Genomic DNA, 20,353 nt, shown 5'->3' with positions numbered 1-20,353 from the left:
AGGGAGGGGTGAGCGTGCTGGCTGTCTTGAGAGGGCGGGAGCGGGACCGGGGGCAGGTCACCATCGAGTTTCTCGGGATGACACCGACGATCATCGTGACGCTGGTGGTGCTGTGGCAGCTCGTGCTGGTGGGGTACACGTTCACGCTCGCGGGGAATGCTGCGGACGAGGCGGTGCGGGCGGGGACTGCGGCCAATCGGGGGGAGCGGCAGGCCGTGTGCGAGCAGGCGGGGAAGGACAAGCTGTCGGACGCGTGGGCGAGCGGCGCCACGGTCGACTGCCCGCCGTCGACCGGGTACGTCACGGCCGACGTCACGCTCAGGGTTCCCGTCCTCTTCCCGGGAACGATCGACTTCCCGTTCGACGTGAAGGGACACGCCGGTGCCGTCGAGGAGGAGGCGGACTGAGATGTCGTACGACCGTAAAGCTCGCGATCGCGGCCAGGTCGCCCTCGAGTACCTCGGGTTCCTCCCGATCCTGCTGCTCGTCGCCATGGCGGCCGTCCAACTCGGCCTGATCGCCTACACGGCGCAGCAGGCGGGGACGGCGGCGCGGGCGGGGGCGCGCAGTGCCTCGCTGGAGCCCGGAACCGCGCAACAGGCCTGCGGGAACGCGGTCAGCGACTGGCTGGCCGACGGGACCTCCTGCTCGGGCGCGGAGTCGGGCGAGGAGGTCACGGTCACCGCCACCATCGACATCCCCTCCCTCGTCCCCGGCTGGCGGTTCGACCCGGCGCGCAAGACCGCCACGATGCCGCTCGACCACTGACCATCGGCGAACGAGGAGCCCCGGACCCATGAGCCTGCGAGCACGCATCAACACCCCCGAGGAGAACGGAAACCGGGGCGAGGACGGCCACATGGTCGCCTCCTACCGGGCCAAGCTCCTGGAGGAGATCGACCTCGCGGAGATGAGTTCGCTGGCCGCCGCCGAGCGCCGGGCACGGCTGGAGCGGGTGCTCGGGCACATCATCAGCCGCGAGGGCCCGGTCCTGTCGACGGTGGAGCGCTCGCAGCTGATCCGCAGGGTGGTGGACGAGGCACTCGGCCTCGGCATCCTGGAGCCGCTCCTGGAGGACGCGTCCATCACCGAGATCATGGTGAACGGCCCGGACGCGATCTTCGTCGAGCGCGGCGGCCGGGTCGAGCAACTGCCCCTGCGCTTCGCCTCGAACGACCAGCTCATGCAGACGATCGAGCGGATCGTCTCGACGGTCAACCGGCGCGTCGACGAGTCGAACCCGATGGTCGACGCCCGCCTCCCCTCCGGCGAGCGCGTCAACGTCATCATCCCGCCCCTGTCCCTGACGGGCGCCACCCTCACGATCCGCCGCTTCCCGCGCTCCTTCACGCTCCAGGAGCTGATCGGCCTCGGCTCGCTGGACGAGCACATGCTGTACCTGCTGGCGGGCCTGGTGCAGGCGAAGTTCAACGTCATCGTGTCGGGCGCGACGGGCACCGGTAAAACGACGCTGCTCAACGCTCTGTCGGGCCTGATCCCGGAGGGCGAGCGCATCATCACCATCGAGGACTCGGCCGAACTCCAGCTCCAGCAGGCACACGTGATCCGCCTGGAGTCCCGCCCGGCGAACGTGGAGGGCAAGGGCCAGATCACGATCCGCGACCTGGTCCGCAACTCCCTCCGTATGCGCCCCGACCGCATCGTCGTCGGTGAGGTCCGCGGCGGCGAGTCGCTGGACATGCTCCAGGCGATGTCGACGGGCCACGACGGCTCACTGGCCACCGTCCACGCCAACAGCGCGGAGGACGCGCTGATGCGGCTGCAGACCCTGGCGTCCATGTCGGACGTGGAGATCCCCTTCGTGGCGCTGCACGACCAGATCAACAGCGCGGTGGACGTCATCGTGCAGCTGACCCGGTTCGCGGACGGCGCCCGCCGCATCACCGAGATCGCGCTCCTCGAAAGCCACGGCAGCGAGCCGTACCGACTGGTCACGGTCGCCCGCTTCAACGCCCAGCCGATGGCGGCGGACGGCCGCATCTACGGGGCGTTCGCACACTTCCCGCTGCCGCGGCGCATCGCCGACCGCCTCTACATGGCCAGCCAGCCCGTCCCCCAGGCCTTCGGCGTCGCCCAGTCCGCGGTCGAGCTGGCCACCCGAGAAGCCAGGTAGGAGAAGAGAGCCGCCCCCATGGATCTGCAATCCCTCGTCACGCTCACCACCGGCATCACCCTGCTGACCTGCGTCCTCGTGGTCACGGGCCTGCACTCCTACGCCATGGGCAAGGCACAGCGGCAGGCACTCGTCGATCGTCTGTCGGCCACCGGCCAGATACCGGTCGGTGGCCGTCGTCGCCGCTTTCGCAACCTGGACCGCCGTCTGCGCCGCACCAAGCTGGGCAGGAAGCTCGAACTCCGTCTGGCGGCCACGGGCCTGGACATCACCCCGGGCGAGTTCTTCGTCTACATGCTCGCCACGGTCGTCGGCCTGTGGCTGATCGGCCAGGTGGCCCTGGCCCCCTTCTTCGGCCCGCTCGCGGGCCTGCTGGGCATCTGGGTGGCGGTGCAGTTCCTCAACTGGCAACGCCAGAAACGCATCGAGAAATTCATCAACCAGCTCCCCGAGCTGGCGAGGATCCTGGCCAACGCCACCCAGGCCGGCCTGGCACTGCGTACGGCGATCGGGATGGCGGCGGAGGAGCTGGAGGCGCCAGCGGGCGAGGAACTGGGCAAGGTGGCTGCCCAGTTGGCGGTCGGCGCGTCGATGGACGACGCGCTGGGGGAGCTGACGGACCGCCTGCCGTCCCGCGAGCTCGTCGTCCTGGTCACCACGCTGGTGCTGTCGAACCGGGCGGGCGGTCAGGTGGTGAGCGCGTTGCGGAATCTCACGGAGACGCTGGAGGAACGGAAGGAGACGCGACGGGAGGTGCGGACGCAGTTGTCGCAGGTGAACATGACCTCGTACGCGGTGCCGGTGCTGGGCGTGGGCGCCTTGTTCTTGTTGAACGCCATCGAGGACGGAGCGCTGGACCGCATGACCGGGTCGCCGATCGGTCAGGCCTGCGTGATCATCGCGTTCGGCCTCTACGCCATCGGGTTCTTCCTCATCCGCCGCTTGTCCCGCATCGACGTCTGAGCCACCGAGTCACTGGAGAAGGAGCGCCGCGATGGGACTTCTGCTGGCACTGGTCATGGGCCTCAGCGTGTGGGGCATCTTCGCCGGCCTCCGCATCTACCGCGCAGAGGCCAAACTTCCCGGCGATCTGGCGTTGGCACTGGAAGTCGGTTCGTCCCGCACCAGCGCCGTGGGCTCGCTCGTCGATCGGCTCGGCATGCGGTACGCGCCTGCGGTCCTGCGGCTGATGGGCCCCAAGCGGGTCGCCAAGTACCGCCGCAGAATCGACCTCGCGGGTAACCCCGGCGGTCTCACCATCGACCGCTACGCGGCCCGGCGCGCGGTGTACGGGGTGATCGGCGGACTGGGCGGTCTCATCGCGCTCAGCGAGGGAAGCCTCTTCAGCGCCCTGATCATGTTCGCCTTCGCGGCCTTCTGGGCCGAGGTCGGCATCTGGTCGGCGATCCGCATCCGCAAGGACGCCATTGAGCGGACACTGCCGGACTTCCTCGACGTCCTTGCCGTTGTGGTCAGCGCGGGACTCGGTTTCCGCCAGGCGCTGGACCGCGTCGCGTCCAGGTACGAAGGTCCGTGGGCCGACGAACTCCGCATCACCCTGCGCCAGATGGACCTCGGCATGAGCCGCCGCGACGCCTTCGCCGAGCTGCGGCGACGAAACGACTCGGAGCAGGTGGCCATGTTCGTGACGGCGCTGCAGCAGGGTGAGGAGCTGGGTGCCCCGATCGTGGACACCCTCGTCGCGCTCGCCCAGGACATGCGCCGCACGGATGCGCAGAGCGCTCGCCGAAAGGCCGCACGCGCGGTCCCCAAGGCCACGTTGATGATCACGACGTTCATGGTCCCGGCGACGATGATCCTTCTCGGCGCGGGGATGCTGCTCGGTTCCGGTACGGACTTCAGCACGATCATGGGCGAGTAGGACGGGGGGCGACAGCATGTCGACGACGAGGGAGCGGACCAGGCTGCTGCGCCGCCGTCCGAAGCCGCCGGAGATCACGACACCTCCGGCGGGCACGGTCCTGCCGGACCACGTGAGAACGGGAGCCCCGGACATCCCGGTGACGTACGCGACACCGGCCCTCCCACCGGGGTGGCTCCCGGCCGACGCCCCGGCCCCCACGGACGCCGTCCGGCCCCACGCGAGCCGGGATGCCGTCCCCGAGCGGACGGTGCGGATCAGGCGGGGACTTCGGCGGGACGTGGGGGCGGCCCGGACGGACGCCACGACGCCACCCACACAGCGTCCGACGACGGCGGTACCGGCGAACGAGCGGCCGCCGGTGCGACCCCTTGACCGGGCGACAGCGGACAGGTACGACGGGCCAACGGCGGATGTGCGGAGCGGCCTGGCGGCGGGTACGAAGGGCGGGCCGAGGGCAGCCGCGAACGGCGGGACGGCGGCACCCGCACACGGCGCGGGGGACGACGAACGCGCTCAACCGCCACAGCCACCCATCCCCGGTCACGAGGGCCGTAGCGGTGCGCACAGGAACCCATATTCGACCCATGACCGGGTGTCCCGCCCCGTACCCGCCGCGGAAGACGTCCCCGCCATTCCCATCCAGATCAACGCCCTCCAGGCCATGTGCCGCCAGGTGTTCGGCTTCCGCCTGGCCATGATCGCCCTGGCCGCCCCCGCCGCACTGCTCAACGCCGGCCCAGGCCTGGCCACCCGCCTGGTGGCCGCCGCAGTGGTCGTCACCTTCATGGGCTCCTACGTTCTCTTCCGGGACTGGGAACGGTTCGGCCCCCTCCTCCTGCGCCATCCCTCCCTCCTGGCCGTGGACACTCTCTTCGGCTCTCTGCTCCTCATCTCCGCGGGTCCGGACACCACCCTCGCCTACGTCAGCGTCTGCACCCCCCTCCTCGCCGGCCTCGTCTACGGCTGGCGTGGCGCAGCCGTCTTCGCCTCACTCCAGTCGCTGATTCTCCTGCTGGTCTACGCAACCGCGGCGAACCTGCACGCCGGCATCGCGGAGGCGTCCCTCCTCCCAGGCCTGTGCGTCATCGCCGGTGCCGTGGGCTCGAGCCTGCGCAACCTCATGCTCCGCTTCGGCACAGCCACGCAGGCGCTGACGACGGTGCAGGCCCGACTGGCCGTCACCGAAGCCGTCAGCGCCGAACGCGCCAGGCTGGCCCGTGAGATGCACGACTCGGTCGCCAAGACCTTGCACGGCGTGGCCCTCGCCGCCGACGGCCTGGCCTGCTCAGCCGGCGCCGACTGTATGAATGCGGCCCTGGTGAAACAACAGGCCGAACTCGTCGCCCGATCCGCCCGCCGCGCTGCCTCCGAGTCCCGGGAACTCCTCGCCGACCTCCGCCGCGACTCCGACCCCGACCATGCCACGGACGTGCTCGTAGAACTCGCGGCGCGCACCCGGGACTTCAGCATCCGCACCGGCCTTCCCGCCGTCTACCGCCCAACCGGCGCGGAGGCCGTCCCTCCGGTCCCACCCGCCGTGGCCCGCCAACTCCTCACCATCGCCTCGGAGGCCATGGAGAACGCCCACCGTCACGCGCAGCCCACTCGTGTCGACGTCCACGCAGGTGTCCACGGCGACCTTCTCCGTATCAGCGTGTACGACGACGGCCGAGGTCTCCCGCCGGGAACGACCCTCGAACAGCTCCGCCGGGCAGGACACTTCGGACTGGTCGGCATGGTCGAGCGGGCCGCTTCGGTGGGCGCCCGGATCCGTATAGGCCGCGGCAGCCACCCCAGAGGCACGGAGGTCCGCCTGGAACTCCCACTGGCGGCTTTGACGCCGTCGAACGCATAGCGACCAGACAACGCCTGGATACGCCACAACCGCCCCCAGACCACGAGAGGAGGCCGCACCGATGCCGGACCCGACTCCCCGCCCCGGCTCTCAGCAGCCACTCCAACCGCCACCGAACCCGTTCGGCGACTTCCCGCCGGCCCGACAAGCCGCCGCGCTGCGTGTTGTCGTGGCAGACGACAACCCCGTGGTCCGCGCCGGTCTCACCGCCCTGCTGTCCGGCCGCGAGGACATCACGGTCGTAGCGGAGGCAGCCGACGGCCGCGAGGCCTACGAGGCCGCCCACCGGCACCGCCCGGACGTCGTCCTCCTCGATGTCCGCATGCCTGGCGTGGACGGCATCTCGGCGCTCCCGTACCTGGTGCAGATCGCCCCCGTCGTGATGCTGACGTACAGCAGGGAGTCGGAGATCGTCCAGGAGGCCCTCCGCCGAGGGGCCAGCGGCTACCTGGTCCACGGCGAGTTCACGGCCGACCAGCTGGTCGACGCCGTACGGGACATCAAGGAGGGCCGAGCCCACTTCACGCCGACCGCGGCGGGTGCCCTGCTGGCCCAACTCCGCCGGAGCCAGGCACTGGAGCTCCAGCCCCTACCCGAGGGTCTGGGTCAGGAAGTGAGTGCGACTGCATACGGAATTTCGAACTCCGCACACTCGCATACTCAGGCCCAACAAACCGCCACACCAGCGCATTTCACTGCGCCGCACATTCCATCCCCGCCTACTTCTTCAGAAAACCTTTCGCAAGTGCAACCGCATGTGGGACAGTCTTCGTCTGGGTGGACGAGTGGCCGTCCGGCCGCTCCCGACAGGTCGCGGTTCCAACTGAGCACGAGGGAGGCGGAGATCATGGACCACATCGCGTCCGGCATGACCAACCAGCAGATCGCCGCCACCTGCTTCATCAGCGAGAAGACCGTCAAGAACCACATCAACCGCATCTTCGCCAAGCTCCACAGCACCAGCCGCTCCGAGGCCGCCGCCAAGTGGCTCGGCACGGCATCGAACTCACACCGAGGACTGGGGTGACCTGCGGTGACGGTCCTGGGGGGAAGGTGGATGGGCCTGCGGGCCCAGGTCGTCGAAGGCAAGTCCCGGAAGTCCTGCTGGGCCTCTGATTGGGCCCGGAATTGGGTCCTGAGGCCCTCCGGGACGCGGGGTGTTCTCCCGTACGTTTCTCGTGCCGAAAGCGGCACCGCCGAACCCGGAGGGGAACACCATGAGCGACCTGATGCTGAAGACCGCCGTTGCGACCAAGGTCCGCGTCAACGGCTGGAAGAACACCACGGTCGAAGCCATGCAGCGCCGCGCCGGCGACAAGGGGCAGACCGCGGTCGAGTATCTGGGCATCATCGCGGTGGTCGTGGCGATCGTGGTGCTGATCGCCGGGACGAACATCGGTCAGACGATCGTCGACAAGCTGACTGCACAGATCGCCAAGGTCGCTCCTTGATGCGACCTCGCAGGTACGGCGATGCAGGGCAGGTCTTCCCCATCTACCTCGTGGTGGTGGGGGGCCTGCTCTTTCTCGCGTTCGCCTACTTTGCGGTCGGCCAGGCCGCGGTGAATCGGAACGGAGCCCAGACGGCCGCCGACGCGGCGGCCCTCGCGGCGGCCCAGGACACCCGGGACGAACTCGCGGGCAAGTGGGTGGAGGACGTACTCGACCCGTCCAAGTGGCAGGGCATCTTCAACGGCGACGGGGTGGAGTTCGACGGCTGCTGGCGCGCGTACCAGCTCGCATCGCAGAACGGCGCACATGTGGACGACAGCGCCGGTGGCTGCGAACCCCAGCTCGCCCCCCTGAGTTACCGAGTTCATGTCCAGGCCGACGAGCCTGTCGGAGACTCGATCCTCCCTGGCACGGAGAACAGGTATGCGCGTGCCTCCGCCACTGCCGTGATCGAGCCCCGCTGCGAGTTCGATCCCCTGCCGGAGGACGCCGGGGACGACGTGCTGCCGCAGCTCTTCTGCCAGGACGGCAAAGATTGGGACCTGGACCCGGACAATCTCACCGATCTCCCGAAACCCGAGGACCTCTTCGACGTCCATCTGGCCGACTGACAAGCGAACGACGAGTGAATGAAGGAAGCAGAGTCATGAGCATTCGGTTCACGAGGAAGGCCCGCAGGGGGATGGTCGCGTTGACCGTTGCGGCCGGACTGGCCCTCGGCGTGGCGGGCTGCGGTGGCGGCGGTGGCGACGACAAACCGGACTCGTCGCCCTCGGCTTCCCGGAGCAGTGGATCCAAGCCGAGCGCTCAGGAGGGGCAGTCCAGCGAACCCTTGGCCGAGCTGAAGGGGCCGAACGGCCTGCTCCTCCAGATCACCTCTGCTGTGCGTGACTCCGGTGGGTTCGTCACCGTGAACGGCGATCTGAAGAACGACGGCTCCGAGGTCGCCGTGATTCCGGCGGCGTTGAGCGGCAATGAGACCGAAATCATGAACAACGGCAGGTCGCTCGGTGGTGCCACGCTCGTCGACTCCAAGGGAAAGAAGCGGTACTACGTGTTGCGTGACACGGATGGGCGCCCGCTGACGACCACGGGGTTCACGTCCATCAAGCCGGGCGAAACGATGGACGTGTTCCTGCAGTTCCCGGCACCGCCGTCGAGCAGCACCGAACTCAGCTTCCAGCTCCCGCTGTTCGCCAGCGCGGCCATCCAGATCTCCGGGTGAGGCCACCATGACTCGCACCCATACCCGCTCCTCAGCCCGAGCGGCCGCATCACGCCTCGCTCTGCCCATCACCGTCGTATCGATCATGGTGGCAACCAGTATCTACGGCGCCGCGACCACCTACGCCGACGAAGGCCCCAGTGTTCCCCCCGGCACCGAGCCCTCCGCCGCCGCCCCCGTCAAGGTCGACCCCAACGACCCGGACCTCAAACTCCCCGAAGGCGCCACCCTGGCCGCCGCCAAGGTCCTCGACATCAAACAGGTCGTAGAAGACCAAAGCGGCGACGAACGCCGAGAAGACACCAACGCCGACGTCAAATTCGCCCTCCAGGCCGAAGTCCTCTTCGGCAAGGACAGCGCGAAACTCAGCGCCGAGGCAAAGGCCCGCATCTCCACGATCGCCGAGGAGATCAAGGCACAGAACGCGACGAAGATCCGCGTCTTCGGCTTCACGGACAACCTCGGCTCCTCCGCCCACGGCGACGTCCTGTCCAGGAAACGCGCCGACGCCGTACAGAACGTCCTGGACCAGGAACTGAACGACTCCAACGTCACGTACGAGGTCCGCGGCTACGGCGAGCAGTACCCGATCGCCGACAACTCCACGGAAACCGGCCGCAAGAAGAACCGCCGGGTCGAGGTCTCCTTCCCCCGCTCGGAGAGCTGAGGCACGATCGGACCGACGAGGACCGGGAGGAACCCGTGGGCGAGTGGCGGCTGACACGCTCACTGCCGGGTCCGGCCGCCGAGGCCGGACTCGGCGCGGTCCGGCGCGTGCACCACGAGCGCTGGTCCTGGCCAGCCCTCCTGATCGCCAAGCTCGTGCTCGACGCCGCGATGGTCCTGCTCCTCATCCAGTCCCTGTCCGAACTGGACGTCGACCCGAGCGCCAGACCCTTCGCGGTGTTCGGCTGGCTGCTGGCCTCCTGGGCCGCCCTGGCCTACTGGGTCCTGGGCCGGAGCGGCAGACGCAGCTACGCGGTATGCGACGGTGGCCTGCTGATCCGCAGGGACGGAACGGGCACAACCGAGACGATCGCCATCCCCTGGGACGCGGTGGAGAGCATCAGCCCGCTTACCCGCCGCCTTCACTGGCTCGACGGCGGCAAGGAGCGGTACGTGACCCTCCGTACCGTCACCGCCCGCGACGCCCTGATCGAGTCCGTCGAGTCCCGGCACCCGGTACCGGCACCGCCCGCCCAACGCCTCCTCGCCGGCACGGTGTTCACAGCCGTCGCGGCGATCCTGGTGTGGGCGCTCACCCTGTCACCGTTCGCCGACATCGTCATGGCCGACCGCGCCTATTACCTGAAAGACTTCGCGAGCCTCTGCACGACCACCGGCACCTCGTACCCCGAGTCGGCACCGCACACCGAGACCGGCCCCCACCCCGCAGCCCTCTTCGACGAAGAACACGGCACCGACCCGGTGGCCACGTCCACGGGCAACGGCAAGGCCACGGACGCGCCGAACCCCGACGACGTTCAACTGGTGGCGTGCAGCCGACTGGTCCGACGGCAGGTCGACATGATCTGCACCTACGACGGAGGTGAGGCGAGTCTGACCTTCTACCGGGCCCGCTACCGCATCGACGTGTACGAAGCGCACACCGGCCTCAGGGTCGGCGGCCACACCGTGGCTGCCGACGACACCGACTCCTGTCCACACTGGTTGGTGCTCAACCAGAAACGCGGTCACGAGGAGGATCTCGCTGTGCCGTCCATGGAGGACTACCAGCGCATCATCGAGGACGTCGCCGCCGGCCGGCCCTCGTAGCAACCCCCTTCTTGCCGGCCTCCCGACTGCCGGCGTTGGCGATCGACCGCCGGACCGTCCTCGCTGTCGGCCGGGCCCGGCAGGACGAATGCCGGGGAGATGTGGGACCAGGTCGCGCGGTGGCGCGATCCCGAGGGTGACTACGTCCTGCCCTACGCTCTGCGGTCCGTGCCACAGCCCTGGGACGAGTGCCACGTGATAGCGCCGTACGGCTTCGGCGCCCCTGCAGCAGGTGGCATGCCTTGCCCGCCTTGATCTCGAGGATGAGGGCACGGAGGGCGTCCCGGCTGTCGGTGACGTGGTGCTCCTCCTGCCCGGCGACGGCGATGTAGGCGTTGCCTTCGGGGCCGGTGCCCATGCGGAAGCAGTTGTTGCCTTCGGCGCAGTACGGCTCTTCCGAAGTGATCTCTGGAGCAGGGCGGGCACTGAGACGCCCAGTGCACCGCTGCGGTTCAAGTGGGCCCGGGATAGGGGCCACGGGCCCATGTGCAAGTGATCTGGTCTCCTTAGCCTCGGCCGGGTGTCCGTCTTGAATTGCCGCTCAACGAGCTGAGGTCAGGCATGTCCGGTGCCGGTAACCCGATACCTCCGAGCGGGATTTGGGGTGCGCGGAACACCCCCTCCTGGGACCGGCGTTCGCCGTTGCCGCGGGAACTGGGCTGGGCGCAGGTACTGCTGTGGGCGCAGTTCGCGCTGACGGTGCTGTACGTGGTCACCGTGCTGTCGGTGGTGTCGTACTACTCCGGGGAGATCTTCGGGATCCTGGTGTACGACTCGCTGCCCAGCGTGGCGGGGGTCTACATGGCCCGGCGCCTGTGGCGGGGCGGGGTGTGGACGAGCCGCGCGCTGATCGCCGTACAGGCGTGGATCGTGTGGCTGTCGTTCGGCACGCTGTTACACGGTGATCTGCGGGGCATCACGCAGGCGGCGATGCCGGTTGCGGTCATCGTGCTGCTGCGCCGGGCCCGATCGCGTGAGTGGTTCGAGCTCGCTCCCCAGGACAGGGAGGAGCACCGGGCGTTCAGCCTGGCGAGGATGATCCGCTGGCGGCGGGACGAGGGCCAGACCGCGGTGGAGTACGCGGGGCTCACCGCGGTGGTCGCCGCGATCATTGTCGCGCTGTCGGTGGGCGGTCTTGGCGGACGCATAGCCGACGGCATCCAGTCGGCGGTCTGCTCGGTGACGGGCACGCCCTGCGGCGCTCCGCAGGGCGGCGGTACGGAGACGGGTGCGGCCGGAAACAACGACGGTACGCAGAACGATGGTTCGGACGCCGGCGCCGACGGCAGCAACGGTGGCAACGGTGCCGACCCGGACGGCGGCGCGAATGCGGACCGTGGTGCGGAGGCAGACGGTGGTGCGGGCGCGAACGGCGAGGCAGGCGCCGAAGGCGACTCGGGCACCCAGGCTGGTTCGGGTGGCCAGGGAGGCACGGGCGCCGGCGGCGGTACGGGCGGCACCAACAGCGGCGGTGGTCCGGCGTGGTCGACTCGGATCATCACCTATGAGGGCGCGGGCCCGGACGACACGGTTCCGCTCGCTCCGGGCCCCTTCGACGACAAGTCGCTCTGGGACGACGTACATGACCAGGAACGCCACGACAGAACGTTCATGGACCATGTCCGGGGCTTCTTCGTGGCGCCGACCAAGAGCTTCCTGGCCAGCACCATGGACTTGGTCAGCGACCCGGTCGGCTCGATCAAGGACAGCTGGAACGGCCTGAAGAGCCACACCACGGACTGGTGGGGCGACAAGGCCGACGAGCTGGGCAAGGAGTGGGACAAGGGGAACTACGTCTCCTCCGTATGGGGCTGGGTCAACTCGCCCGAGGACTTCGTGTCCGACCTGGCGGTCGACACGTTCGTCGACAAGGAGAACTGGGAGAAGGGCAACTACGGCGCCTCCATCGGCAACACCGTGGTCAACGTCATCGGCATCTTCAGCCCGAAGACCATCACGAAGTTCACCAAGTTCGAGAAGCCGGCCGAGGTCGGTGAATCCCTCGACAAGGCGGCGGACGCGGCCGAGAAGGCGCGCAAGGCGGCGAAGGCGGGCGATGCCGAGGGCGCTCGGAAGGCGGCGAAGGACGCCGACGAGGCGGCGGACGCGGCAGAGAAGCAGGCCCGCGAGTCGGGCTGCACCATCGCGGCGCCGACCCACCGGATCCCGTACGGCGGCAACCTGCCCGGAACCACTCCTGGCCTCCTTACCGGCTCCTCCGGTACAGGCACCACGGTCATCGCCGCCGGCCCTTCCGACTCGCCGTACGTCGTCCTCGCCGAGGGCGACTGCGACGAGGAAGCCAAGCAGCAGGCCCAGGACGCTCGCAAGCAGGCCGACGAGGCGGACAGCGCCGCAGACGGGGCCGAGTTGGCGGATCGCCATGAGGCCGCCAGGAAGGCACTCGACGACGAGGGCGTCCAGCACGCACCGCGGAAGATCGACGAGTTCGTTCAGCGGGCAAAGGACAACCCGGACCCGGACAAGAAGGAGATCGGAAAGGAGGATGCGGCCCGGGCGCTGGACGAGATCTCCAAACTGGCCAGGACGAAGAGCATCTCCAAGGAGGCACGTTCGTCGCTGACCAGCAAGGTCACGAACGCCACGAACACCGACGAACTCAGCCAGGCACGTGCTGAACTGAACGCCGTCCAGCGGGCAGCCGACGACGAGGCAGCACCTGGCACGACCGTGCACACCGCTGTCGGTAAGGACTTCGGCAAGGAGAACGTCGATCTCGGCAACGGCGAAACGGTGAACATCTCCGAGATCAATGACGCCGACGTTCTCTATCGGGGGCAAGGACGGCAAGGTCCACGCCGTGGAGGTCAAGAACACGGGTAATGCCACCATCAAGGCCGACTTCGAACGGCAGGTCGAGGATCTGGCCAAATGGGAGGGGAAGGGCAGCGCAGGCAGGGCTACACGTGTGGAGATCGAGACCACTGAGAAATGGACCAATATCTTCAGCGGCTACAAGAGCGGAAAGCGGGACGGCGTCAAGTACAAGCCTGAAGGGACACCGGCCGGAACGATGGTGAAAAACGGGGTATCCGTGCGGATCGCGGGTACGGACATCTCCCCGAGCCGGCTCAAGCGGATGGAGGCAGAGATCCAGGCCCGGAAGCAGGCTGGGACGATGGAATGGTCCAGGATGAAGACACCGAAGGAAGCGATGGATTACCTGGGCGTCTCATGACGCCAGCGCCTCGGGAGCTGTCGGGCACGGACGGAGAGCGACTTGTGGACACCTACCTGCTGCCCGCTGCCATGCGCGAGCTGCCACCGCCTTGGCACGATCTGACATACCGCAGGTCTCAGGCGCTGGAGGCACTTGCCCCTACGGAGGAGAGACGTGAGCAGGCTCGGCACGTGCTGCGCGCATGCCTGCCCGACCGGCGGCAGAGTGTGCACGACTGGGACGAGGAACTACGGGACTTCTACGACGACCGCGACGACCACACCTTGGACGAGGCAGACGCCTGGTTGACCCGAATCATGACGACCACGTCCCAGGTCACTCGGGAGCGTGTGGTGCAGGTGGTCCGAACCTGGGCTGACATGGGGATCCCCACGGTGCCTGAGCCACCGACTGAACAGTGGGTCGACAGGGTGGCGGCGGAGTGGGCCGCCTCGGTGCGGCAGGCGCTGGCGTACGACGCCTTCTCTTTCATCGAGCGTGCAACGACCGCCGGATTGCTGAACGATGCGGAGGCTGAAGACGCCGCGCTGCTCGCAGCCGCGTTCGTGCGGGTCGGTGTGGCGGTCGAGGCGGCGGTGCGCGTGCTTGTCTCGCTCGGTCGTCCGCGCGGCGAACAGGCCCTGATGGAGCTCGTACGCGACGACGCGGTCCGGGACTTCCGCCCGTATGTGCGTTCCCGGCTTCTCGGGCTGCGCCGTTCGGTGTACGAGATTCGAGCCCGGGAAGCCACCCGCGACGAGGAGCCACTGCTGCCCGAAGGGCTGCGGGACCTGCCGTATTCCTGGCAGAACGACTTCGGCTGGGGCGCGACCGCGCCGGATTCCCACAGCCTCGCCCGGGCCCGTTCAGCACTGGAGGCGTGTCTGGCTGTCGAGCGGGCGCCGGATGACGCGCAGATGCGCAGTGACGCTCCGGCGGACTGCAGTGCCATCGCTGAGGTGGTGCGCGCCCTGATGCCGTACCCACGGCTGGTCACCCGCGAGCGGATGAACGAGGCGTGGCGCGAGTGCCAGTCGTTGGGATTCGATTTCCAAGGCATGGACGCCGCGTCCTTCGCCAAGGTCTGGTGCACGAGGATCGCTGACCGGGTCACCGCAGCCGTCTTCCGCTGGCTCGCTGACCTCCCGCAAGGCGCAGGAGCGGCAGGCGACAAGGAACCGGCTGTTCTGTCGGCAACGGCCCTCTGGGCCGCGGAACTCGCAGAGCGGTGCGTCCGGTGCGGCAGCGCGGTAGAGGAGGCCATCTGGTTCCTCCACCGCACGGATGACGTGCCGGGCAGCCGTGCAGCCCTGGCGCGACTGGCCTTCGACCCGAGCCTGCCGGTCACGACGAGGAATGCCGCGCAGGAGTGGGCGCATTGATGCCCCTACACCCGTTGGTGACCGCAGAAGGTGTACGACGGGGCGAGTTCGCGGGTGACGATACGGATGAGGTCACGCGAGGCTGCACTGTGCGAGAGCGGATATTTCGGCGACCTCCTGTACTGGCGGGTCGGCGACCGTCTCGTCGTTGCGAGCGTCGGTCATGAGGACATAGAAGAGCCGGTCGTGCTGTTCGCCCGGGTGACCGGTTCCGCGGAGGGGTTCCCGAGTAGCCGCGGGTGTCGGCGAGTGACGACAGCGACATGAGGGAATACTGTCTGCCGAACACCGGAACCGAGGCACGCCGGAGCACAGCACACGGGGGAACACCATGGCCGCGACGGCAGCACGTGGACTGCACAGAACCGGAGTCGCACTCGCCGTACTGATCGCCCTGACGGCGGCGGCCGCCTGCAGCAGCGACTCGGACGAGCCCGCGAAGGCGTCGCCCCGACCCAGTGAGCTGCCGTCAAAGGCCGACTCCCCTGAGGGACGCAAGCCCTCCGCGTCGGCCGCGGACGGCCGCGACATCACCGCCTGCGCGGACGGCAACTGCGAGATCGCGGTCTCCGAGCCGGTGAACATCCCCTTCAAGGGTCCGCGCGGCCCGGCCACCCTGTCCGTCACCGAGGTCGGCCCGAACACCGTCGCGTACACGGTGAAGTCGGGCAACGGCCAGTCCAAGGGCAGCGCGAGCGGCCCGGGGCAGGGCTGCATCACCGTTCTCCGCAGCAACGGCAGCGGTAACTCGTGCGGCGGCCTCGGGGACGCGGGGCGTCCGAGCCCGCAGCCGGACGCGGTCGTGATCCAGGCGGCGGCCGGACAGGACGGTACGGCCGTCCTCCAGCTCGTGTCGGACCGATGACCGGCGGCTTCCGCGCTTCCTGCTGAAGGCCCTGCTGGTCCGGGCTGGCCGGCGGCCGAACGTAGGCGTGTTCCGTTTGCAGACGAGACGTTGGCGGGACGGCAGGGATGAGTGAGTCGGGCACGGAGCCGAAGGCCGAGGAGATGTGGGATCCGCAGGTCGCGCGGTGGCGCGACCCGGAGGGTGACTACGTCCTGCCGCCCGCTCTGCGGTCCCTGCCACGGCCCTGGGACGAGTGTGACTGGAGCCGGATCGAGGAACTGCCCCGCTCCGACGAGCGACTGGCGGAGGCCCGGCGGGTGGTGACCGTACTCCTGGACGCCCCGGAACTGGCTCCGCGTGTCCCTCAGCCGCCGTCGCCCGGCCTGTTGTGGCACGTGTGGGAGGAGTTCCATCAGGCCGTTGCCACGAAGATGCCCCGCACGAGCCAGGTGACATGGTGCGGTGTGGACGAGCTGGTCCGCGCGTATCAGAGCCGCCCGCAGCTCTATCCGTTGTTGCAGCGGCACGTCGAAGCGGCGATGCTGGCCATGATCCCGTCCCTGCGGGACGACATCGCCGACTCGGTGTTCCGCTGGCTGGCTCTCGATCCCGACCTGGGCCGCTTCGCCGACTGGACGGTGGACCTGGCCGAGCGCTGCGTGACCGAGGACATCGTTGCGGACTCGGCCATCGAGCTGCTGGGCACGATGGGTGGTCCAGAGGCCAGGGCGGCACTGGAACGCCTGTCGGTGAAGCCGGACGGCCCGGCGAGTTGGGAGAACGCGGAAGCGGCACAGAGCATGCTCTTCGAGCGGTGGAGCGAAGAAACGAACTGCTGACATGTCAATAATCAGCGCACGAGGGCGTCCCGGCTGTCGGTGAGGTGGTGCTCCTCCTGCCCGGCGACGGCGAACGCCCACCGCAGAGGTCTACACAGCGCTGCGTTACAGGGTTGCCGCCCTGCGCGTAATCCTCTATGACGGCCACCCGCGCCGCATGAACCCCCGTCTGGCAGTCGCCTGCGACACCCGCCGCCGCGCGGCCCTGCGCGTGCTCGCCTGCGTGGTCAGGGCATGCGGCGGGGACTGGGGCTTCGGCGACGCGCGCGAGCCGGGCGGCGGGAGGCGCATGTGGGCCGCCCTGCCACACCGGGGCGCTCGCGCTTACCTGCGTGGCGCAGGCGTGTCTGAGCGCTAAGGACTGCTCTTTGGGCCCCGGTTTGGGGCCACGGGCCCATCCCGCCCCGGAGGCCCCTCCCTACTCTCGAGCCGTGTCGTAGACCTACGAGGGGGGCGAGGCATGGCCTCGATCGGGGCAGTTCCGGAGCCCGGCGGGGCATGGCCGTCAGGACATGGCGGGCGGCAGAACATGCCCGGCTCGCTCGCCACGGCACTCGTCCTCGTCCACACCCTCTTCGCGGTCACGGTCGTCGGTGGCCTCGGCCTGCTGCTCACGGCGGCCTCGTACGACGCGGTCGACGGCGGCGTGCTCGCCCTGACCGCGTACGGGGCCGCCCCGGGTGTCCTCGGCTGGTGGCTGGCCCGGCGTACGTGGCTGGGCGGGACACGGATCTGGGGCGGCCTGATCGCCGTACAGGCATGGCTGATCGCCGGCGCGCTCGCCAACATCACCGACGGATCACCGCGCGGCTTCACGCAGCTCTTCGTACCCGCCGTCGTCCTTTACTTCCTGACCCGCGAGGACACCCGCACCTGGTACCGCCTCCCCGACGGGGCCCGGGCCGAACGCCGCCCCTTCTCCCTGCCCCGGATGATCCGCTGGCGCCGGGACGAGGGCCAGACTGCGGTGGAGTACGCGGGGCTCATCGCGGTCGTGGCCGCGATCATCACCGGCCTCGTCGTCAGCGGCCTGGGCACGCAGATCTACGGTGGCCTTCAGTCGGCGATCTGCAAGGTCACGGGAACGGCCTGTGCGGCCCCGGTCGCGGCACCCGGTGACGGAACGGGCGGCAGCACCGGAGAAGGGCCCCAGCCCGACGACACGGGGCGCCGCACGACAACCGCCGAGGAAAAGACCCAAGAAACCGGCAACGGCGAGAAGGACAACGAGGAAAGAGAGAAAGAGGAAGAGGGAAAGGACGACGAGGGCTGCTTCTCCGGCGTAGGCGCCTTCTTCGGCTGCGCGGGTGACCAGGCGAAGCAGGTCGGCGAAGGCCTCGTCGTCGACGGCATCGGCGGTGAACTCAAGGGCATCTGGGACACCGTCACCAACCCGCTCGACACCCTGGACGGCCTGAAGGACTACGGCGGCGTCATCGCCGACCAGTGGTCGCAGGACGCCAAGGACGCCGGCGACAAATGGGCGAAGGGCGACTACCTCGACGCCCTCACCGACTGGGGCGGCGCGACCCTGAACTCGGGCGGGAAGGTCCTCGACGACATGTTCATCGGGGAGGACGTCCGCGACCAGTGGGACAAGGGCAACAAGACCCGAGCCGTCACGACGGTCGTCTGGAACGTCGGCTCCCTCTTCATCCCCGGCTACGGCGAGGCGAAGCTCGTCGGAAAGCTCGGCAAGCTGGGCAAGCTCGGGAAGCTCGGCGACCTGGGCAAGCTCACCGAGAAGGCAGCCGACGCGGCGGAGGACGCGAGAAAGGCCGCCAAGGCCGGCGACGCGGAAGCCGCACGCAGGGCGGCGAAGGAGGCCGACGAGGCAGCGGACGAGGCCGAGCGCAAGGCCCGCGAGTCGGGCTGCACCCTCGCGGCGCCGCCCCGCGGCAGCCCGTACGGCGGTGGCCCCGGCACAGGCACCACCGTCCTGGCCGCCACCCGAGCCGACTCGCCGTACGTCATCCTCGCGGAGGACGGCTGCGACGAGGAGGCCAAGCAGCAGGCGCAGGAGGCCCGCGAACAGGCGAATGAAGCGGACAAGGCTGCCGACCAGGCGGAGCAGAAGAGCAGGCCGGCCAATGACTGGCAGGCCAGGGACGACATCCCCGGCCCGGCGCGCGGCAAGGTCCTCAAGTTCCCGAACAAGCGCCACACTGTCAGCGGGGCGTCGAGCGGACAGGTGAAGGAGCGCAACACGGTGATCCTCAGAGGCAACGAGGACCTGGTTCGTGCCGACATCGAGGGCATCGCGAACGGCCGTGCAAGGCTGTCGGCGGACGGGAACACCTACGAGATCAACGGCCGCACGTACGAGGTGGAGGGCAGCGGAACGGTCTTCCCCAAGTCCGGCCCCGGCCTCGTCGAGATGGACCGCATCGAGTACGCGGCGCTGAAGGAGATTGCGCGGAACAAGGGTGACGTCGGCAAGTCGAAGCAGCTCCAGCGCGATCCGAAGTTCGTCGACAACCCCGCGAAGGTCGAGAAGGCCAAGGCCGTCTACGACGGGACGTACAAGTGATCGGAGCGCGCCAGTGATCGGGAACCTCTTCACCGTCGCGGAGCTGGACCCGGAGAGTCTGCGACGAGCCCTGGCGGACATGCTGGCACTGCCGGACGGGGCCGTCGACGTGGCCGACGCGGACGGGGACCAGGAGGACCGGCGCTGGGACGCTCCCGTGCTCTGCACCTTCCGCGTGCTTCCCCCTGGTGACCTGGCCATGGAACTGGACATCACCGTGGAGGACGCCACCGCCGGCACCCTCACGGAGGAGCGGCTCGCACTCGGCCTGGCGGCCAGGGTGAAAAGCTCCGTCCTGCACCCCTCGGAACTCGACCTACCGAGCGCCTACTGGGTCGCCGTGCAGGACGGACGCTCCGTCAGGTGCCGCCTGGAAGCCGTCGACACCGATGAGGACACGGCATACCGCGTGGACGCCGTGGAGGAGCAGGTCCCGGACCTGCCCCGAGCACGGGTGGAGGTGCTCCCGGAAATCCTCGACAGACAGCCCATCTCCACCCCCGTCTCCGACGCCTTCCTCGCGACACTCCCCACAGGCACGGCGGCAAGCATCGAAGGCCGTGTGCACTACGCCTTGCGCGTATGGGAAAGACTGACCCGCCGACTCCAGTCCGACTGGGCTCCTTCGGGTCGGTACCGAGAAGACCTCTTCCGCCGTGACCTGGAGGCCCGCGACGCACTGGAGCTACTCATCTCACAGGTGGACGAGGCGTACGCGGACGCTTTGCGGGACACGGTGACCCGCCTCGACCGGATTTTCAGCGACTGCACCGACACCAATCCCACGGGAGACAGCGGGAAAGCTGCCCGTTGGTGGTGGAACCGGCTTCCTCTCCGGACGCCTTGGTGAGCCGGGGTGAGGGAAAGGAGCGACGACTCGTCGTGTCGGCGTGACCGGCGGCCGTCGACCGCCGCTGTCCGGCACTTCGACGGGCCTCTAGCTCCCGTCCACGACAACCTCCACCCACGCGCCCTCTCGCACCCCGTACTCCCTCATCACCCCAGCGTTCGCCTCCACCACATGACGGGCCCGCAGCCGCGGCATCCCCAACCGCCCCGGCCGCATGGTCCGCACGGCGATGACGCGGAGGTCACGATCGAGATAGGCGACATCGATCGGCATGCGCATCCGGAAGGTGTGCACGCTGTTGGCGGGGGACAGCAGAATCGCCCCCTCGACGGAATCCCGCCCCAGCAACCCTCTCGTACGGGCCCGATAGGAGGTGGCAATCTCCAACGGCACACGGA

General features: G+C 68.9%; 20 protein-coding genes and 2 pseudogenes. 20 read left to right on the top strand and 2 right to left on the bottom strand.

Annotated features, from left to right (window positions below; translation table 11 throughout):
• Positions 1–17 precede the first annotated feature (17 nt).
• From CA983_RS23240 to CA983_RS23185, 12 genes are all read left to right on the top strand, one after another.
• Entirely contained in the window at positions 18–407 is a 390-nt protein-coding gene (locus tag CA983_RS23240; protein ID WP_086602829.1) for a septum formation initiator, read from the top strand.
• 1 nt (position 408) lies between these two features.
• Complete coding sequence (locus CA983_RS23235; protein ID WP_086602826.1) at positions 409–768, top strand: TadE/TadG family type IV pilus assembly protein; 360 nt, start codon at positions 409–411, stop codon at positions 766–768.
• Between the two features lie 28 nt (positions 769–796).
• Entirely contained in the window at positions 797–2,134 is a 1,338-nt protein-coding gene (locus CA983_RS23230) for a TadA family conjugal transfer-associated ATPase (protein WP_086602825.1), read from the top strand.
• An 18-nt stretch (positions 2,135–2,152) separates the two neighbouring features.
• The gene (locus CA983_RS23225) at positions 2,153–3,097 is read left to right on the top strand and encodes a type II secretion system F family protein (RefSeq protein WP_086602824.1); all 945 of its coding nucleotides are present in this window, start codon (positions 2,153–2,155) and stop codon (positions 3,095–3,097) included.
• Between the two features lie 31 nt (positions 3,098–3,128).
• Entirely contained in the window at positions 3,129–4,016 is an 888-nt protein-coding gene (locus CA983_RS23220; RefSeq protein ID WP_086602823.1) for a DUF5936 domain-containing protein, read from the top strand.
• Positions 4,017–4,680: 664 nt separating this feature from the next.
• Positions 4,681–5,874 (top strand): sensor histidine kinase, encoded by a 1,194-nt coding sequence (locus CA983_RS23215; RefSeq protein WP_107500264.1) that lies wholly within the window; start codon positions 4,681–4,683, stop codon positions 5,872–5,874.
• A 61-nt stretch (positions 5,875–5,935) separates the two neighbouring features.
• A complete protein-coding gene (locus tag CA983_RS23210; protein WP_086602822.1) occupies positions 5,936–6,901 on the top strand; it encodes a response regulator transcription factor in 966 nt (321 codons plus the stop codon).
• Between the two features lie 190 nt (positions 6,902–7,091).
• Positions 7,092–7,325 (top strand): hypothetical protein, encoded by a 234-nt coding sequence (locus CA983_RS23205; RefSeq protein WP_086602821.1) that lies wholly within the window; start codon positions 7,092–7,094, stop codon positions 7,323–7,325.
• On the top strand, positions 7,325–7,936 hold the full coding sequence (locus tag CA983_RS23200; protein ID WP_086602820.1) for a pilus assembly protein TadG-related protein: 612 nt from the start codon (positions 7,325–7,327) through the stop codon (positions 7,934–7,936). The genes CA983_RS23205 and CA983_RS23200 overlap by 1 nt, the downstream gene beginning before the upstream one ends.
• A gap of 35 nt (positions 7,937–7,971) precedes the next feature.
• On the top strand, positions 7,972–8,550 hold the full coding sequence (locus tag CA983_RS23195; protein WP_086602819.1) for a hypothetical protein: 579 nt from the start codon (positions 7,972–7,974) through the stop codon (positions 8,548–8,550).
• A 7-nt stretch (positions 8,551–8,557) separates the two neighbouring features.
• Positions 8,558–9,217: an OmpA family protein gene (locus CA983_RS23190; RefSeq protein WP_086602818.1), complete on the top strand. Its 660-nt coding sequence runs from the start codon at positions 8,558–8,560 to the stop codon at positions 9,215–9,217.
• A 35-nt stretch (positions 9,218–9,252) separates the two neighbouring features.
• A complete protein-coding gene (locus tag CA983_RS23185; protein WP_086602817.1) occupies positions 9,253–10,326 on the top strand; it encodes a hypothetical protein in 1,074 nt (357 codons plus the stop codon).
• A gap of 226 nt (positions 10,327–10,552) precedes the next feature.
• Here CA983_RS23185 and CA983_RS48030 read toward each other — a convergent pair.
• Positions 10,553–10,732 (bottom strand): annotated as a pseudogene (locus CA983_RS48030) (hypothetical protein); the annotation flags it as partial.
• Positions 10,733–10,968: 236 nt separating this feature from the next.
• Between CA983_RS48030 and CA983_RS23175 the strand changes: the two are divergent.
• From CA983_RS23175 to CA983_RS23140, 8 genes and pseudogenes are all read left to right on the top strand, one after another.
• Positions 10,969–13,170, top strand: a complete 2,202-nt coding sequence (locus CA983_RS23175; protein WP_086602816.1) for a Flp family type IVb pilin — start codon at positions 10,969–10,971, stop codon at positions 13,168–13,170.
• The gene (locus CA983_RS23170) at positions 13,148–13,525 is read left to right on the top strand and encodes a hypothetical protein (protein ID WP_086602815.1); all 378 of its coding nucleotides are present in this window, start codon (positions 13,148–13,150) and stop codon (positions 13,523–13,525) included. The genes CA983_RS23175 and CA983_RS23170 overlap by 23 nt, the downstream gene beginning before the upstream one ends.
• A 44-nt stretch (positions 13,526–13,569) precedes the next feature.
• Positions 13,570–14,889 (top strand): hypothetical protein, encoded by a 1,320-nt coding sequence (locus CA983_RS23165; protein ID WP_086602814.1) that lies wholly within the window; start codon positions 13,570–13,572, stop codon positions 14,887–14,889.
• A 331-nt stretch (positions 14,890–15,220) separates the two neighbouring features.
• Positions 15,221–15,754 (top strand): hypothetical protein, encoded by a 534-nt coding sequence (locus tag CA983_RS23160; RefSeq protein ID WP_086602813.1) that lies wholly within the window; start codon positions 15,221–15,223, stop codon positions 15,752–15,754.
• Between the two features lie 107 nt (positions 15,755–15,861).
• Positions 15,862–16,575, top strand: a complete 714-nt coding sequence (locus CA983_RS23155) for a hypothetical protein (RefSeq protein WP_086602812.1) — start codon at positions 15,862–15,864, stop codon at positions 16,573–16,575.
• Between the two features lie 91 nt (positions 16,576–16,666).
• A pseudogene (locus CA983_RS48025) lies at positions 16,667–16,933 on the top strand (ATP-binding protein); the annotation flags it as partial.
• Positions 16,934–17,035: 102 nt separating this feature from the next.
• Positions 17,036–19,105: a hypothetical protein gene (locus tag CA983_RS23145; protein ID WP_208637018.1), complete on the top strand. Its 2,070-nt coding sequence runs from the start codon at positions 17,036–17,038 to the stop codon at positions 19,103–19,105.
• Between the two features lie 13 nt (positions 19,106–19,118).
• Entirely contained in the window at positions 19,119–19,955 is an 837-nt protein-coding gene (locus tag CA983_RS23140; RefSeq protein ID WP_086602811.1) for a hypothetical protein, read from the top strand.
• A gap of 87 nt (positions 19,956–20,042) precedes the next feature.
• Here CA983_RS23140 and CA983_RS23135 read toward each other — a convergent pair.
• On the bottom strand, positions 20,043–20,353 hold a 311-nt coding region (locus CA983_RS23135), incomplete at its 5' end, for a DUF192 domain-containing protein (protein ID WP_107500262.1).

Origin of the sequence: Streptomyces swartbergensis (genome assembly GCF_002148965.1) — a bacterium.
GTDB classification, from domain to species: Bacteria; Actinomycetota; Actinomycetes; order Streptomycetales; family Streptomycetaceae; genus Streptomyces; species Streptomyces swartbergensis.
Note: the sequence above shows the minus strand (reverse complement) of the source record. Positions and strands in the feature narration are given on the sequence as shown.